The 15,922-nt window shown below is 71.0% G+C and carries 20 protein-coding genes; all 20 read left to right on the top strand.

The genetic code is table 11. The features are described from left to right. The first annotated feature begins 576 nt into the window (after positions 1-576). Positions 577-960 (top strand): hypothetical protein, encoded by a 384-nt coding sequence (locus JK361_RS25940; RefSeq protein WP_201822240.1) that lies wholly within the window; start codon positions 577-579, stop codon positions 958-960. Continuing rightward, on the top strand, positions 957-1,406 hold the full coding sequence (locus tag JK361_RS25935) for a hypothetical protein (RefSeq protein WP_201822239.1): 450 nt from the start codon (positions 957-959) through the stop codon (positions 1,404-1,406). The genes JK361_RS25940 and JK361_RS25935 overlap by 4 nt, the downstream gene beginning before the upstream one ends. After that, complete coding sequence (locus JK361_RS25930; protein WP_201822237.1) at positions 1,406-1,918, top strand: hypothetical protein; 513 nt, start codon at positions 1,406-1,408, stop codon at positions 1,916-1,918. The genes JK361_RS25935 and JK361_RS25930 overlap by 1 nt, the downstream gene beginning before the upstream one ends. Positions 1,919-1,988: 70 nt before the next feature. Continuing rightward, positions 1,989-2,414 carry a hypothetical protein gene (locus JK361_RS25925; RefSeq protein ID WP_201822235.1) on the top strand — a complete coding sequence of 142 codons (426 nt, stop codon included), beginning with the start codon at positions 1,989-1,991 and terminating at the stop codon, positions 2,412-2,414. Continuing rightward, entirely contained in the window at positions 2,408-2,722 is a 315-nt protein-coding gene (locus JK361_RS25920) for a hypothetical protein (protein ID WP_307787320.1), read from the top strand. Before JK361_RS25925 ends, JK361_RS25920 begins: the two co-directional genes overlap by 7 nt. Before the next feature lie 9 nt (positions 2,723-2,731). Then, positions 2,732-3,082, top strand: a complete 351-nt coding sequence (locus JK361_RS25915; RefSeq protein WP_201822233.1) for a hypothetical protein — start codon at positions 2,732-2,734, stop codon at positions 3,080-3,082. Further along, entirely contained in the window at positions 3,079-3,516 is a 438-nt protein-coding gene (locus JK361_RS25910; protein ID WP_201822231.1) for a minor capsid protein, read from the top strand. Before JK361_RS25915 ends, JK361_RS25910 begins: the two co-directional genes overlap by 4 nt. Positions 3,517-3,525: 9 nt before the next feature. Beyond that, positions 3,526-4,002 (top strand): phage tail tube protein, encoded by a 477-nt coding sequence (locus tag JK361_RS25905; protein WP_201822229.1) that lies wholly within the window; start codon positions 3,526-3,528, stop codon positions 4,000-4,002. Continuing rightward, entirely contained in the window at positions 3,999-4,520 is a 522-nt protein-coding gene (locus JK361_RS25900; protein ID WP_201822227.1) for a DUF7426 family protein, read from the top strand. Before JK361_RS25905 ends, JK361_RS25900 begins: the two co-directional genes overlap by 4 nt. A 209-nt stretch (positions 4,521-4,729) precedes the next feature. Next, the gene (locus JK361_RS25895; RefSeq protein ID WP_201822225.1) at positions 4,730-8,038 is read left to right on the top strand and encodes a phage tail tape measure protein; all 3,309 of its coding nucleotides are present in this window, start codon (positions 4,730-4,732) and stop codon (positions 8,036-8,038) included. Then, positions 8,039-9,034, top strand: coding sequence for a phage tail family protein (locus JK361_RS25890; protein WP_201822223.1), 996 nt, complete (start codon positions 8,039-8,041; stop codon positions 9,032-9,034). Positions 9,035-9,049: 15 nt separating this feature from the next. Beyond that, complete coding sequence (locus JK361_RS25885; protein ID WP_201822222.1) at positions 9,050-10,204, top strand: siphovirus ReqiPepy6 Gp37-like family protein; 1,155 nt, start codon at positions 9,050-9,052, stop codon at positions 10,202-10,204. Positions 10,205-10,211: 7 nt separating this feature from the next. Then, positions 10,212-11,150 carry a hypothetical protein gene (locus tag JK361_RS25880; protein ID WP_201822221.1) on the top strand — a complete coding sequence of 313 codons (939 nt, stop codon included), beginning with the start codon at positions 10,212-10,214 and terminating at the stop codon, positions 11,148-11,150. Further along, entirely contained in the window at positions 11,150-12,667 is a 1,518-nt protein-coding gene (locus tag JK361_RS25875; RefSeq protein WP_201822220.1) for a right-handed parallel beta-helix repeat-containing protein, read from the top strand. Before JK361_RS25880 ends, JK361_RS25875 begins: the two co-directional genes overlap by 1 nt. Positions 12,668-12,677: 10 nt before the next feature. Beyond that, positions 12,678-13,475, top strand: coding sequence for a hypothetical protein (locus tag JK361_RS25870; RefSeq protein ID WP_201822219.1), 798 nt, complete (start codon positions 12,678-12,680; stop codon positions 13,473-13,475). 70 nt (positions 13,476-13,545) lie between these two features. Beyond that, positions 13,546-13,809, top strand: a complete 264-nt coding sequence (locus JK361_RS25865) for a hypothetical protein (RefSeq protein ID WP_201822218.1) — start codon at positions 13,546-13,548, stop codon at positions 13,807-13,809. Then, positions 13,806-14,609, top strand: a complete 804-nt coding sequence (locus JK361_RS25860) for a peptidoglycan-binding protein (protein WP_201822217.1) — start codon at positions 13,806-13,808, stop codon at positions 14,607-14,609. The genes JK361_RS25865 and JK361_RS25860 overlap by 4 nt, the downstream gene beginning before the upstream one ends. A 9-nt stretch (positions 14,610-14,618) precedes the next feature. Next, positions 14,619-14,960 (top strand): hypothetical protein, encoded by a 342-nt coding sequence (locus JK361_RS25855; protein ID WP_201822215.1) that lies wholly within the window; start codon positions 14,619-14,621, stop codon positions 14,958-14,960. A 12-nt stretch (positions 14,961-14,972) separates the two neighbouring features. Then, on the top strand, positions 14,973-15,242 hold the full coding sequence (locus JK361_RS25850) for a holin (protein WP_201822213.1): 270 nt from the start codon (positions 14,973-14,975) through the stop codon (positions 15,240-15,242). A gap of 17 nt (positions 15,243-15,259) precedes the next feature. Further along, the gene (locus JK361_RS25845; protein ID WP_201822211.1) at positions 15,260-15,610 is read left to right on the top strand and encodes a hypothetical protein; all 351 of its coding nucleotides are present in this window, start codon (positions 15,260-15,262) and stop codon (positions 15,608-15,610) included. Positions 15,611-15,922: the final 312 nt, after the last annotated feature.

The raw sequence follows: 15,922 nt of genomic DNA, 5'->3' as shown, positions 1-15,922 counted from the left end.
ACTACCCGGGCGGCCACTACCCCTGGTCCGACTCCCGCGTCCTCATCGAGGCCGGCAACGTCCTCGACCTGAAGAAGGTGCCCACTACCCAGCGCGCCGTCATCACGGGCCCGACCACGAGGGCCCGCTGGGTCGCCGAGAAGACCTGGCGGCAGGCCGACCACCGCGGGTCCACCGAGGGCCTGCTGGAGGCGTCGATGGGCGCCCGCGTCTCGGGCTTCGACCCGTACTGGACGCAGAACATCGGACAGCCCGCCGGCTCCCCGGCCTCGGGCCAGCCAACCACCGAGGTCAGCGTCGCCTTCCACAAGACGGCATTCGCGCTCGCCTTCCGGCCGCTGGAGCTTCCGCAGGGTGCCCTCGACGCCGCGATCATGAACTACAAGGGCTTCGCACTGCGGATCACCGCGACTACGACATCGACAAGAAGCAGATGGTCGTGTCGATCGACTGCCTGTACGGCACGAAGACCCTCGACGCCAACCGGGCCGTGCTCATCAAGGGCGCCGACGCTGCCTGACCCACCCCGCGCGCCCGTAAGCGCGCGGGCGCCGCGCACCCCTGAAAGGAGCCCTTATGGGCTACAAGGTCCACAGCGTGGACGGCAAGGGCGGCGAGGTCGACCTGTCGCACGTCCGCACCTACAGCAAGGAAGTCCGGGTGGCCGCTGGTACCGCGGGCACCTATCAGCTCTGCAAGGTCCCGGCTGCCACGAACATCATCGCCGTTCGGGCCTACCGGACGGGCGGCACCGGCGGCACCGTCCAGGTCAAGCACGGCGCCCAGGACGTCCTCGCCTCCCCGATGGCCACCTCGACGGACGCATGGGCGGGCAACACCACCGTCCAGAACGCGGCGTGTGTGGTCGGAGACAACATCAGCGTGGTGCTCGCCTCCCCGGCCGGCACCCCGACCGAGATCCTCGTTCAGGTCGACTTCAGGACGGCGGTACCGGCATGACGACTTACTTCAACAAGCGCACCGGGGACCGGGTGGAGATCGACGGCCGGTCCGCCCGCCTCGACAGCCTGGACAACTGGGACGTCGTTGAGGGCGACGAGACGCCGCAGGTCGTCAACGACGGCGTGCTGTCCCGGCCGACTCTCACCGCGCCCGGTGTGCACGACCCGTCCGCGGACGTGCCGAAGACCAACGCCGAACTCCGCGAGGAGCGCCCCGCTCCTGCCGAGACGCCGGGCGGCCAGGAGCTGACCACGGTCGGCACCGAGGGCGAGACGGACAGTGCCGTGAAGGCCCCGGCCAAGAACGCGACGAAGGCCGAGTGGCAGGACTACGCCCGCACCGTCGAGGACGACCCCGAGCGGCAGTCGGACATCGAGGGCCTCACCAAGGAGCAGCTGATGGAGCGCTATGGACTGGTGGAGCGCTATGGAGGTGGTAGCTGATGCCGCTGTCCGGCACAGTGCTGGCCGTCTCCGCGTTCGCGGAGCAGAGCACGACGATCGACCTCGGTACGAGCCGCGCACCGCAGTCCCTGGCGCGGCAGATGCAGCTCCTCAACGGCACCGGTGCGGGCAAGGCCGACCGTGTGTTCTCCGACCGGCGCACCCTGGCTGCGAGCGCGACGGAGGATCTCGACCTCGCGGGCGCCCTCATCGACGCCTTCGGGGCGGCGGTGACCTTCGCCGGCATCAAGGGCCTGGTCATCGCGGCGGCCGCCGGGAACAGCAACAACGTCGTCCTCGGCGCCGCCTCCAGCAACGCCTGGGCCTCGCTGCTGGGGGCGACCGGGACCGTCATCCTGCGCCCGGGCGCCTTCCTCGCGGTTGGCACCGGTCAGGCCGACGCCACCGGCTATGTGGTCACGGCCGGCGCCGGGGACCTGCTGAAGGTCGCCAACTCGGGGGCCGGGAGCAGCGTGTCCTACGACGTCCACATCATCGGCGCATCCGCGTAGCCGCGGCGGGCGGAGAGGCTTCCGGGTCTCCCCGCCCACCGCGGCCGCCCCGAGCCAGGAAGGGACAGCCATGGAAAGGGTGTACGCGACGGTCGACGAGTACCAGGCGTATACCGGGGCCCCGACCGCCACAGCACAGACGGCCGGCCTGCTGAGCAGGGCGTCGCGCATGCTGGAGCGGCTCGTGCTCCGGTACTGCGTGTACGACGTCGACGCCGTCAGTGGCCTGCCCACCCATCCCCTGGTAGCCGCCGCCTTCAGAGACGCGGTCTGCGCCCAGGTCGCGTGGTGGGAAACCGTGGGCGATCCGTCCGGCGCGGACGCTGTCGGCTGGGGCTCGGTCGCGATTGGCAGCGTGCAGCTCGGCCGATCGGTGACCGCGGTGAGCGGTGAGGACGCGCCCGCCCGCCAGCTTGCCCCCGAGGTCTGGGATGCGCTCCTCGACCCGGCACTGACCCCGGACATCTGGCAGATGGGCGCGGTGTCGGTGTGCTGATCCCTCGGTTCCTCATGCGGCATGAGGTCACCATCGAGCCGTACCTCGGCGAGACGAGCAAGGGCTCGCGCTTCGGCGCCGCGGCCACGGTCCGCTGCTTCGTTGACGAGCAGACCCGCACCGTCCGTTCACCGGGCGGGGACGACGTGACCTCGGGCTCGACGGTGTTCGCCGACCCGGGCACGCAGGCACCCCCGGGCTCGCGGGTCAGGCTGCCGTCCGGCCGCGTGACCCGCGTGATCCAACTCGCCGACCACGACGGCGGTGGCCTGCCCACCCCGGACCACGTGGAAATCCATCTCGAATAGGAGGCCGCTGTGCCGCAGAGCTTCCGCCTACGCTTCGACGCCGGACCTGCGACACAGGCACTCCGTGAAGGAGCCGCCCGCGGCCTGCTCCTCGGCGCCGAGCACGTCCTCGCACAGAGCGCTGAGGTCGTCCCTCTCGACGAGGCAGCGCTTCAGCGGTCCGGGGCGGCGAGCGTGGATCCGGCGTCGCTGACCGCGATGGTCAGCTACGACACCCCGTACGCGGTCCGCCAGCACGAGCAGCTGGACTACGGGCACGCGCCCGGCCGGACCGCCAAGTACCTGGAGACGCCGCTTAACAGCAGCCGCCAGGACGTCGCCGCGCTCATCGCCGCCCAGATCCGGCGGGCCCTGCGGTGACCGACACCCACGACACCGACCTCCTTACAGGGATCGCGGTCCTCCTCGACACCGAGGGCGTCGGCGTCTACTCGCCTGACGACGTCCTGCCGCAAGACAGCACCGCAGTGGTGCTCGGTCGCATGCCGGACGGCCCGGACCGCGCGCTCGGCCTGACGCCATACCCGGTCGCCGACGACGACACCACGAACGCGATCACCGGCATCCAGGTGCGCATGCGCGCGGGCACGGACCCGACCGACCTGGTGCAGCTCGGCAACGGCGTGTTCTCCGTACTGCACAACCGGCAGCACTACACGGCCGGCGGCGTCCACGTGGCTCTGTCGTGGCGGCAGTCCCAGGCGTGGATCGGCCAGGACGACCGGGGCCGCATGGAGCTGACCGCGAACTACTACTTCCGGACGACCAGGTCCGGGCCCCACCTGATCGATTAGGAGGACCGCATGTCCACGCCCACGCCCACCACAGCTCTGGCCCGCCGCTGGCGGCTGGAGATCGACATGTCGGACGGCAAGGACGGCACCGACTGGCAGCTGGTGCCGGGGATCACCGCCTTCACTCCGGCCGCCGAGCCGAACATCGAGGACTCCAGCAGCTACGACAGTGAGGGCTGGGCCGAGAACACCAAGACCGGCCAGGCCTTCGAGCTGTCTGCCACGATCAACCGCAAGATCAACGACCAGGCGAAGACCTATCACCCCACGCACGAGGCCCTCCGCCGGGCCGCGTTCGGGTGGGGCTCGGCCTCCGAGGTGCACCTGCGCTACATGGACCGCACCGGCCTGCCCGAGGCGTACGAGGGCACCGCCCTGGTCACCTGGGCGCCGTCCGGCGGCGAGTACACCGCCCTGGACCAGGTCGAGCTGACTCTCACCGGCACCGGCCCGCTCCAGCTCATCGACAACCCGCTCGCCGGATGAGCGCCCCCTTCGAGGCCCTCGACAGCTTCCTGGAGGAGTACCTCGAACTCCCCGTCCGCGGGCGGGACGGCCAGATGCGCACCTATCGGATCGAGGAGCCCTCGGCCGAGGACGGCCTGCGGATCGACCGGATCACGACGCTGGCGGCCCGGCTCGCGGCCGGCGGCCGGACGCCGGACACCCCGGTCCTCGACGACCAGCAGGAGCTGGACCTGTACCGGATGTGCCTGGGCGACGCCTACGAGGACTTGAAGGCGGAGCTGAGCTGGGGCGCCTTCAAGCATGTGGCCCTGACCGTCATGTGGTGGATCACCAGCGACCGGGAGACCGCCGAGACCTTCTGGAAGACGGGACAGCTGGGAAAAGCGCCGAGGAACCGGGCGGAGCGTCGGCAGGCGTCGCGCGGCTCCTCGGAGTCGGGCACGGCGAGTACGACCCCGTCACCGGCCTCCACGAGTGGTACGAGGGCGGCATCCCGGCGCCGAAGCAGGGGCGGGCGGGGGCGGCCGCGGAGCTGACGTGGGAGCAGATCCTCGGCCAGTGGCCGCTGGTCGAGGACGACCTGCACAGCGAGTACGGCATCGACGTCGGCTCCGGCATCCTCCGCCAGCGCAGCTACCGCTGGTTCAAGGTTCGCGTTCTCGGGCTGTTCTCCTGCGACTCCCGCCTCCACCGGCACTTCGCACCACCTCATGATGACCCGCACTCCGCCAGGAGGTGAGCTGTCGTGGCCCTGACCGTGGGCGAGCTGAACGCTGTTCTGTCGGTGGACGATCGGGCTGTGGACCCGGCCCTGCGCCGCGCCGAGCAGGCGCTGCGGCAGGCCGGCCAGCAGATGGCCGGCGACGCCGAGGACGCCGGACAGCAGATCGGGCAGGGCCTGGTCCGCGGCGCCGACGGCCAGTGGCGGAACATGCGCGGCGAGCTGGTCGACGAGGTCACCGCCGCGGCCGCCGAGGCCGAGGCGGAAGCACACCGGGCGGGACGGCAGGTCGGCCGCCGCTTCGAGGACGGTGTTCAGCCCGGCGCCCGGCAGGCGGGCGATGACCTCGCCGACGGTGTGCGGCGCGGCGCCGACGACGCGGCCGACGCTGCGAATGACGCCGGGGATCAGGCGGGCGAGGGGTTCTTCGGCCGCATGCGCACCCGGACGAGCGAAGGCGTCGCCAACATCGGCGCCAACCTCCGCGAGGGCCTGGGCGCCAAGTTCGGCCTGGCCGCCCTGGGCGCCGCCGCCGGGGCCACCCTCATGGCCGGCATCTCCCAGGCGATGGACGAGGAGCGGATCACCGGCCGCCTCGCCGCACAGCTCGGCAAGACCCCGGCCGAGGCCCGCCGGTACGGGCACATCGCCGGGCAGCTGTATGCGGACGCGGTCACCGAGGACTTCGAGGGTGCTGCCGAGGCGATCTCGGTGACCATGCGGGCTGGGCTCCTGCCCCCCGCGGCGACAGACCGGCAGATCCGCCAGTTGGCCACTGGTGTCTCGGACCTGGCCAGCACCTTTGAGTTGGACTTGGGGCAGACGGCGAACGCAGTCGGCCAGACCATCAAGACCGGCCTCGCCAAGGATGGCGTGGCGGCAATCGACGCGTTCACCCGCGGACTCCAGACGATGGGCCCCCGGGCGGACGACATCGCGGACACCTTCAACGAATACTCCGTGATCTTCCAGCGGCTCGGACTCAACGTGCAGCAGGCCACCGGCCTGATGTCGCAGGGCCTTAAGGCCGGTGCCCGCGACACCGACGTGGTCGCGGACGCATTGAAGGAATTCACGATCGAGGGTGTTCAGGGCTCCTCGAAGATCGTTTCCGGCTTTAAGCACATCGGCCTCAACTCCGGCCAGATGGTGAAGATGATCAGCAAGGGTGGTCCGGAGGCCACGAAGGCGCTCCAGATGACCCTCGACAAGCTGCGGGCGATGGAAGACCCGGTCAAGCGGGACGCTGCCGCCACCGAGCTTTTCGGCACGAAGAGCGAGGACACCCAGCGGGCCCTCCTCGCGCTTGATCCGGCAAAGGCGGTCGATGCCCTCGGCCAGGTCGGTGGTGCGGCCGACGAGATGGGCGACGCACTGCGGGACAACGCCTCCACCAAGTTGGAGCAGGCCAAGAGGTCGATGCAGCAGGGGCTTGTCGGCCTCCTGGGCGGCGGCCTGGTGCAGCTCGACAAGTTCAAGGGCGCCCTCGGGCACATCTGGGATGAGGCCGGCAAGGGCAGCGAGGGTACGGCCGAGCGGATCTCGGCTTTCATCGGGCTCATCGGCCAGCAACTGTGGGCGAAGATCCAGGAGCTGGGGCCGCAGGCCATCCAGGCTCTGTCCGGGCTCGGCCAGCAGGCCGCGGACTACGTCATGGCCAACCCTGGCGCCGTCTTCAAGATCACGGCCATTGCGGGCGGGCTGATGCTGGCCATCGCCATGCTGCCCGCCCTCGTCGGCGGAGCAGTGCTGGCAGCGGCCGGAACGATCATCTACGGCTTCGCGTCCGCGCTGATCTCCGCGACGCAGGAGAACGTCCCCCGCTGGTGGGCCTCCTTCACCGGATGGGTCAACGAGAAGGCCGGTCAGGCGGGCGCGGTGCTGACCTCTCTGGGCTCGGCCATCGGCGCCTGGTTCAGCGGGCTGTGGTCCCGTTACGTTTCGGGCCCGGTCGAGCGGCAGTGGGCGGCCTTCACGGGGTCTGTGCGGGCACTGCCCGGTCGCGCAACGGCCGCGCTGGGAGGGCTTGGTGGGGCCCTCGCCCGGAGCGCTTCCTCGGCCTGGCAGCGGTTCAAGTCGGCGGCGGCGGCCGAGGGCGTGAAGTTCCTGGCGTGGGTGCAGGGGCTGCCTGGCCGCACCACGGCAGCCATCGGCGACATGTCGCGGCTGCTGGTGTCCAAGGGCGTAGCGGTCGTTCAGGGCCTGTGGAGCGGGATCAAGTCCATGGGCAGCTGGATCAAGGAGAAATTGATCAGCTGGGCGAAGAGCATGATCCCTGGGCCGATCGCCAAGGCCCTCGGCATCGCGAGCCCCTCCAAGGTGACGACCGAGCAGGGCCGGTGGATCGCCCGCGGTCTCATCGAGGGCCTGACCGGCTCGTCGAAGCAGGTCAAGGCCGCCTCGGGACGGTTGGCCGACATCATCGCCGACTCCCTCAAGCGCGGCAGCAAGCGCACCCGGGCGCTCGGCACGCTGTCGGCCGGCACGAAGCAGCTTCTGACGCTGGCCCGGTCGGAGGAGAAGGTGGCCGCGCGGCTGAAGGTCGCGCAGAAGAACCTGTCGGACCAGATCGCCGCACGAAACAAGTTGGCGGCGGACGTCCGGACTGGCGTCCTCAACAGCGGCGCCATCACCGGTCAGACCGGCAGCCAGAGCCCGCAGGCCATCCTGGCGCGCCTCCAGCAGGACAGGAAGGCCGCCGAGCTGTTCGCGAAGAACATCGTGGCGCTGAAGAAGAAGGGCGTCAGGTCGGACCTGCTGGCTCAGATCGCGCAGGCCGGCGTCGAGCAGGGCGGTGCCGTTGCGGCGTCGCTCGCCTCGGCCACCCCGGCACAGATCAAGGCGATCAACGCCGAGCAGGCCCGGTTGGCGAAGGCCGCCGGGAAGGCCGGGAACTCCGCGGCGGACGCCATGTACGGGGCGGGGATCCGCGCCGGGCAGGGCATCGTCGACGGGCTGAAGAAGCAACAGCGCTCGATCGAGCAGCAGATGCTGACGATCGCGAAGGCCATGTCGAAGTCGATCCGCCGGGCGCTCGGGATCAAGTCGCCGTCGCGGGTGATGGCCCGGGTCGGCGCCTACACGGCGGAGGGCCTGCGCCGCGGCATCGAGTCCGGCCGCAAGGCGGTATCCCGGTCGATGGCGTCGCTGGTGGACACGCCGACCCCACGCCAGTTCGCCGCGCCCGGCGCGGCGGCCGCTCAGGGAAGGCGGGTGGTGAACAACACCACCCAGAACACCTACAACCTCCAGCACCGGTCCATGACCATCCGCGACCTGGAGACGCTCCAGCGCCGCCAGGACGCGCTCGCGCGAGTGGGGAGGCCCCGGTAGATGCCGCTGATCGCTGCCCCCGTCATCACCCCGCCGGACACCGGTGAGCCACCCGCGGGTGGCGGGGGCGGTGGCGGCATCATCCTGCCGGACCTCGGCCGGGCCACGGTCACCTACTACGACCCGGCCGGCGGGGTATGGCCGCTGACGACGCGGTCCCTGGGCTGGAAGACGCTCGCCGAGGGTGTCTCCGGCCTGGGAGCGGTGCCGTACGAGCTGACGACCGACCCGCGGGCGCGCGGGGGCGCCACCCTGCGGCACGCCCAGGCGCAGGCCCGGCAGATCGTCTGGCCGCTCCAGGTGCGCGGCGACAGCCACCTCGAGTTCGTGACCCGCTGGCGGCAGCTGGCCACCGCGTTCACCCGCACTCTCCGGGACGGCCCGGGGGTGCTGGAGATCGCCCGTCCGGATGGCTCCCGTCGGCAGATCAGCGTCCTCTACCAGGAGGGGTGGGAGGGCCGCGGCGCGGCGGGGTCGGGCTGGATCGTGGACACCGCGGTGATGACGCTGTTCTGCGAGGACCCGTACTGGATCGACCCGGTGCCGGTGGTGGTGCACCGCGAGCAGGCCGCCAGCAGCTCCTTCTTCACGCCGTATCCGACCGTGTCGTCCTCCCAGGTGCTGGGCGCGACCACGGTCACCAACCCAAGCGACACGGTCGTGTGGCCGACCTGGACCATCACGGGCCCGGCCAGCTTGGTCAATTTCAGCGTGACCCGCACGACCCGGACCGGCCCGGTCACCGAGTCCTTCACGCTCAACCCGACGACTGTCGGCCACGGCAACCTGCTCGCCGGGGAGAAAGTCACCGTGCGCACCGACCCGCCACAGGTCCGCTTCCAGGACGGCTCCAACTGGGTTGGCGCCCTGAACTGGCCGACCGCCACTCTGTGGGGCTTGCAGCCAGGCGATAACGCGGTGAGCTTCACCCTGGCCGGCAGCGGGCCCGGGTCGGCCGTCGACCTCTCCTTCTACCCGCGGTACGAGACCGCCTGACGGGAGGTGGGGCCGGTGGCCGTCCAGCTACTCATCACCGACCGGAGCCTGGTCGTGCAGGGCGACCCGCTCGCTGACTGGTCCAACCTGGACGTCAGCCAGGCCTTCAACGAGCCCGGCAGCGGCAGCGTGGACCTGGTCGCGCACGCCGAGGTGATGGCTCAGCTCCAGCCCGGCAACCGGCTCATGGTGATCCGCGACGGCCAGGTGTGGATGGCCGGGCCGATGGAGATCCCCCAGGACTTCTCCTGGGGCATCGCGGGCGAGGGGGAGCCGCCACCGGGCAAGGTCACTGTGAACTTCTCCGACGACCTGGCGCTGCCCGCCGGGTACCTGACGTGGCCGGCGCCCGGCTCGGCGTGGTCCTCGCAGCCGGACACCTCCCGGAAGATCGCGGCCACGAACGCTGAGACGATCATCCGCACGCTGATCAACGAGAACTGCGGGCCCGGCGCCCAGACGGCGCGGCGGATCCCGAACCTCGTCCTCGGGCCGGTAGCCGGGGTGGGCACCACCGTGAGCGTGGACACCCGCCTGGAGCGGCTCCTCGACGTGTGCCGCAGGGTGGCCACCGACGGCGGCGGCCTCGGCATCCGGGCCCGGCAGGTGGGGACACAGATCCTCTTCGAGGTGTACCAGCCGGTTGACCGCACCGCGACAGCCCGCTTCTCCGCCGGCCTCGGCAACCTGCGCGGCTTCACCTACAAGCGCAGCGCGCCCACGGTCACCCACGCGCTGGGCATCGGCTCCGAGCAAGCCTTCCCCCGCCCGTACGTCGAGGTCGCCGACACGGCAGCCGCAGCCGCCTGGTGGCGGGTGGAGCAGCTGGTCGACTCCAGCGCCGCCAGCAACGACAACGGGGAGATCACCCAGGAGGGCCGCCAGGCGCTCGCGGAGGGCGCGGCTCCGGTGGAGCTGGCCACGGTCACCGTCGACACCGAGGACCTGCGGGCGGGCCGCGACTTCGGCCTCGGCGACAAGGTCACCGTCGCACTCCCGACCGGCCAGGAGGTCAGAGACCTGGTCCGGTCGATCCACCTTCAGGCGTCCCCCGACAGCGGCGAGCAGGTCACGTCACTGATCGGCTCCCCGGACGCCACCACAGATCCCCGCATGGTGCGGCTGGTACGTGAGCTGGGCCGCAGGCTCGGCCGACTGGAAGCGAGGTAAGCCCCCGATGGCCGATGACTCCTGGCCGTCCCCGGCCCACAACAGCCGGGGCATCACCGACGTCGAGTACGAGCAGATCGCCTGCCGGTTCTCCGACAACGGGGTGTACGGCAGCCCGGCCGACGCCGCGGTGGTCTCGGCGGGCACCGGCCTGACGGTAACCATCCGCCCCGACGTCTACGCGAGCGTGCGCGGGCACGCCTGGTACTCCGGAAGCTCCACCGTGACCCTGCCGATCGCGCCCAACGCGTCCGGGCAGGAGCGCCGGGACCGGATCGTGCTGCGCCTGGACCGCGCCACCTGGACCGTACGGGCAGTCGTGCGGCAGGGCGCCAGCAGCATGACACCGGACCCCGTCCAGCAGACCGGAGGCACGGGAATCTTCGAGATCCCGCTGGCCGTGGTGTCGATCCAGTCCGGCGCCGGAACCGTGACCGTGACCCGGTCCGAGCTGTACGCGGGCGCCCGCTCACGCCCGTGCACGTCCAAGACCTTGAACCCGAACCCGGTGGCCGGCGAGCTGGCCGTGGAGACCGACACCGGCCGCGTCCGCATCTGGACTGGTAGTACCTGGGTCCTCATCTACGAGAGCAGCGCCACCATCTCGGTGGACAAGCCGGTCTCGAACTGGTCGATCGACTCCAGCTCGATGCTGGAAGTCCGCAGCGGAACCGTTCACCTGCGCCTGGGACGGTTCACACGTACGGCTGCCGCTCTGGCGGGCGCGACCTCGTCCCGCCTCCCCGTCTTCATCCCCTCGGACTACCAGCATCGCTCACTGGACCAGTACGGCATCGCCTACCTCACCGGCGTACGGATCGCGCGCGTCACCGTGTTCTCCGCCGCCTCCGACACCCCTGGGCAGGTTCTGCTGACCAACCATCCGACCATCGACAAGGACGAGCTGGTGCTCCCCGGGGGCATGAGCTGGGCGGTGAGCAGCTAATGGCCCGCTACGAGTTCGGCGCCGGAATCGCCGACTATGTGGTGACACCCTCCGACGGCTTGTGGGCAGTGGCCCCCGGCGCGGTGATCACCGTCTGGGACGCCGCGGACGGCGGCACCCAGTACACCGATCTCCAGGACATGAGCGGCGCAGCCATGACCACGGTTCGAGCCGACGAATTCGGCTTCCTGCCGCGCTTCCGCGGCCCCGATGCGGTGACCGGGATGTGGGCGGACGCCGGCGGCTCTTCCCGGGCCTGGGTGGAAGCACACAACGTCACCGCCGGCAGCGCATCGAGCCAGACCTCCGTGGACTGGCTGAACGTGGTCAGGGACTTCGGCGCGAAGGGCGACGGCGTCACGGACGACACCGCGGCGCTCCAGGCCGCCATCACCGCGGCCGGCACGGCGGGCGGCGGCACGCTGTACATCCCGGCGGGCCGGTACATCCTGACCGCCGCGCTCACCTGGGCCAGCGGCGTCACCGCGATCGGCGCGGGCCCCCGCGCGTCCATCCTCCAGTCCACCGACCAGAACAAGGACTGCATCACCGGAACGGACGTCGGCGGCATCACGCTGGAGCGACTGCAACTCTCCGGGCCTGGCCGAGGGTTCGGCAGCGGCGTGCGGCTCACGCGCTTCTCCGCGCCGTCGACCACGAGCGTCAGTCTGCGGGACGTACTCATCCAGAGTTTCGGTGGCGACGGGATCTTCTGCCACCAGCTGGCCTCCACCATCCTGCACCGGGTGCGCGTGCGCACCTGCGGCGGCGTCGGCATTCACCTCCAGGCTCCGCAGGACACCGTCCTCGGCGGCGCCTCCACCTCGCTGATCGCCTGCTCCGTCGAGGGCTGCGTCACCGGCGGCATCTGGCTGGAGGGCATGTCGTACAGCAACGTCAACGCGTGCGCCGTGCAGGGCGCCCCGTTCGGCTACCGGCTGGACACCTGCACGGGTGTCAGCCTGACCAGCTGCGGCGCCGAGCAGTGCACCACGGGGATGGAGGTGTACGGCGGCAAAGGCGTCACGGTCCAGGGATTCGTGACGAAGGCCAGCGACGGCACGTCCGTATGGCTCACCAACAACGCGGCGGGCGTGGTCCTGGCCGGGGTGACCGAGGTGTCGCCGGGGACCGGCGCGACCACTTGCCTGCGCACGGACACGGGCACCATCTCGACCGTGCTCGGGCTGACCGCCGTGAAGACGAACACGCTGAACGGCACCGTCAACCGGCTCGACCCCGGCGACGGCTCGGTGGTCCTCGCCGGCCGATCGGTCGTCCCCAGCGGCGGCACCGCGGCCCGCATGGGAACCGCGGTCCTGGCGGCCGGCACCGTCACCGTGAACACCACGGCGGTGACCGCGACCAGCGTGATCGTGCTGACCATCCAGACGCCGGGCGGCACCGTCGGCGCGCCGTACGTCAACGCCCGGACCGCCGGCACCTCGTTCACGATCAAGTCCACATCCGCCTCCGACACCTCCACGGTCGGCTGGCGGATCCTCGACCCGTCCTGAGGGGAGTTCCATGGTTGCCGCGATCGCCCCGCAGACGCTGATCGAGCTGGGGACGCAGGAAGCTGCGATCAAGTACCAGGAGGACAAGTCCGGTACTACCTGGACGAACATCAACCGCTACGCGGCCGAGACCCCCGGAATGTCGCCGTACCAGGGGCAGTCCTGGTGCGTCATCGGCCTGCTGTGGCTCGCCCACCGGGCCGGGGACATCACGATCATGCCGCAGACCCCGGCCTGCGACGAGGTGGTCACCACCTACCAGTCGTGGGGCCGCTGGAGCTGGAAACCCGCTCTGGGAGCGCAGGTGATGATCGGCAGCTCCGGACAGGATCACACCGGCCTGGTGTGGAAGTACGACGCCACTCAGATCTGGACGATCGAGTTCAACACCAACACGACCGGGGCGCCGGAGGGTGATGGCGTCTACCTGCGGGTCCGCAACCGGAGCGACGCAGCGGTCTACGGCTACGGCTACCCGAAGTACTGCTCGCCGATGGTGACCGCGGACACGTCGTGGGTGGACGATCCGGCCCTCATCAAGACCTCGTCCGGCACGGCCGCTGCCTATGCGCCCTACCCGGGTGTCGATTGGTTCCGGGTCGGCCGCACCTCCCCGCTCGCCCTCGCCGCCGCCAAGCGGCTCGTGGCCGTCGGCGCGGGGTCTTTCACCCCGTCCAACGACATCGGCTCCGCCGACCTCACCGCCTGGGGGAACTGGCACGTCACGTGCGGCTCGCCGGGCGGCGCCTACACCGGGGTCCCCAACGAGACGATCTGGCGGGCCCTTCAGATCCCCCACAGCCACTAACCCTGTCGGTCCGACCACCACCTGAGCCCCGCGCCGCCCGGCCGGGGCTTCCGTCATGTCTGGAGCCCCCATGGAACAGCACTCCCCGAGCGATCTCGGACAGATCGCCTACCTCGCGTACAGCGAGGCCACCAGCGGCGTCACCCACGACGGCCGACCGATGCCCGCGTGGGAGGACCTCGGCGACACCATCCAGGGCGCCTGGATCGCCGCGGCGGCCGCCGTCGCCGACCACACCGCGGGTGACCTCGCCGCCGCCCAGGCCCGCCGCGAGGCCGGCATCACCACCGCCGAGGCCGCCCCGGCGGTGGCAGAGCAGGAGGACGCGCGATGAAGCTCGTCACCCGCAAGGAGCTGGGCTGGCCGGCATCGGCAGCGCCGCTCCAGGCGTCCACCCGCGGCGTGAAAATCCACTACGAGGGCACGCCCGTCAGCCGGACCCTGCTGACCGACCACGCCGCATGCATCGCCGAGTGGAAGGCCATCCGCCGGTCCCACCTGGCGAACAAGAAGGAGAACTACAGCGACGTCGCGTACAACTACGCGGCCTGCCCCCACGGCTACCTCCTCGAAGGCCGCGGCATCGGCCGGCGGACCGGCGCCAACGGCAACCAGCCGCTGAACCGGGCGCACTACGCGATCGTCGGCCTGGTCGGCGATGAAGGCCTGACCCAGCCGACCGACGAGATGCTGGGCGCGATCCGGGACGGCATCGAGCTGCTGCGCGCGCACGGCGCCGAGGACGAGATCCTGGGGCACCGGGACGGGTACGCGACCGAGTGCCCGGGCGGCCCGCTGTACGCGTGGGTGCAGAAGGGCGCACCCCGCCCGGCCGGGACCGGGAGCGGCCACGCGCCGGCACCGAAGTACGAGCCGTTCCCGGGTGCGCAGCTGTTCATGGCCGGCAGCAAGCCCGCCATCGGTCGCTCGTCCAAGATCTTCACGGCGATGGGGAAGCGGCTCATCGCCCGCGGCTTCGGCCGGTACTACAGGGTCGGTGCCGGGCCCAAGCTCGGCGAGGCCGACGTCCAGGCCTACGAGGCGTACCAGCGGTCCCTCGGCTACACCGGCGCGGACGCGAAGTGGCCGCCCGGGCCGACGTCCTGGGACAAGCTCCACGTCCCCAACGTCTGAGGCAGCGCTGTGCTCCTCAACCTGACCCCGCACCCGATCCGCCTCTACGCCGACGAGCGCGAGGACGGCAGCGACGTCCTCGACCTTCACCTGCGCGCAGACATCCCGCCCGAGGCCACGCCCGCCCGGCTGGCCACGATCGAGCTAGGCACCTGTGACGGAGTCGAGCTGGTCGAGTACGGCCACGCGCGCGACCTGCCGCCGAAACGGGACGGCGTCCGCTACATCGTCTCCCTCGTCGTCGCTCTCGCGCTCGCCGACCGGCGCAGCGACCTCCTCGTCCCCTACCGCGAGGTCCGCAACGCCTCCGGGACCGTCATCGGCTGCCGCCAGCTGGCGCAGCCCGTCTGAATCGAGGAACCCATGTCCCAGCTCAACCTGCCCGGCGACGTCGACACCGTCGTGAAGACGGGCGCCGCCTACGCCAAGGACTTGGCCGAGCGCGTCGGCGCGACGTTCGTCGGGGCCGCGTGCGCAGTCGGTGTCGCGGCCGGCCCGGCCGACATGTTCCACGCCAGCTTCTGGCAGACCATGGGCGCCGCAGGGCTTGCCGCCGCGGTGTCCCTGATCAAGGGGATGCTCGCGCGGGCCTTCGGCGCGAAGAACAGCGCCTCGCTCGCCAAGGGCGTCTGACCGGATAGGAGCGGCACGTGCCCGACGAGCTGAGTGTCGGCGAACTCGGGCGCGCAGTCGCGGCCCTGCGCCAGGAGATCCAGGTCATGGGGCAGGGCATCAACGCCCGCCTCGACAAGGTCGTCTCCACCGAGGTCTACACCCTCCAGTCCGCCTACACCGACCAGCGCATCACAGCCCTGGGCCAGGAAGTGCAGAAGGTCGCGGACGCCCGGGACAGCTTGGAGACCGCCTTCGAGCAGTACCAGCTGGCCGAGCGAGACCGGCGTGAGCGTGAACGGCAGGCCCGCCTCTACCAGATGGTCCTGCCTGTCCTCATGGGGCTCCTGTCCGCGGCGATCGCAGTGTGGGCGGTGGTGGCGAAGTGAGGTCCGTGCACAGGGCTCGCCGTGGGCACCGGTGGCGACTGCCGCGGGCAGAGTGGCTGATCGCGGCAACCGGCCTCGTGATCGCCGGGTTCATGGGCTGGCTCGCCGTCCAGGTGGTGGCCTTGTCGAGCGACCTGCACACCGCGAACAGCGCCAGGGATGCGCTGGCCCGACAAGTCGAAGCCATGGGCGGAACACCGACCGCCGGACCACCCGGCAGCCGTGGTGAGCCGGGGGCTTCGGTAACCGGCCCACCGGGACCGCCGGGCGAGCCCGGTCCGCCAGGGGAGCGCGGCGCGCCCGGTCCTCGAG

The organism is Streptomyces musisoli (genome assembly GCF_016741855.1).
In the GTDB taxonomy this organism is placed as follows: domain Bacteria; phylum Actinomycetota; class Actinomycetes; order Streptomycetales; family Streptomycetaceae; genus Streptomyces; species Streptomyces musisoli.
This window is presented reverse-complemented; position numbering and strand designations above follow the sequence as displayed.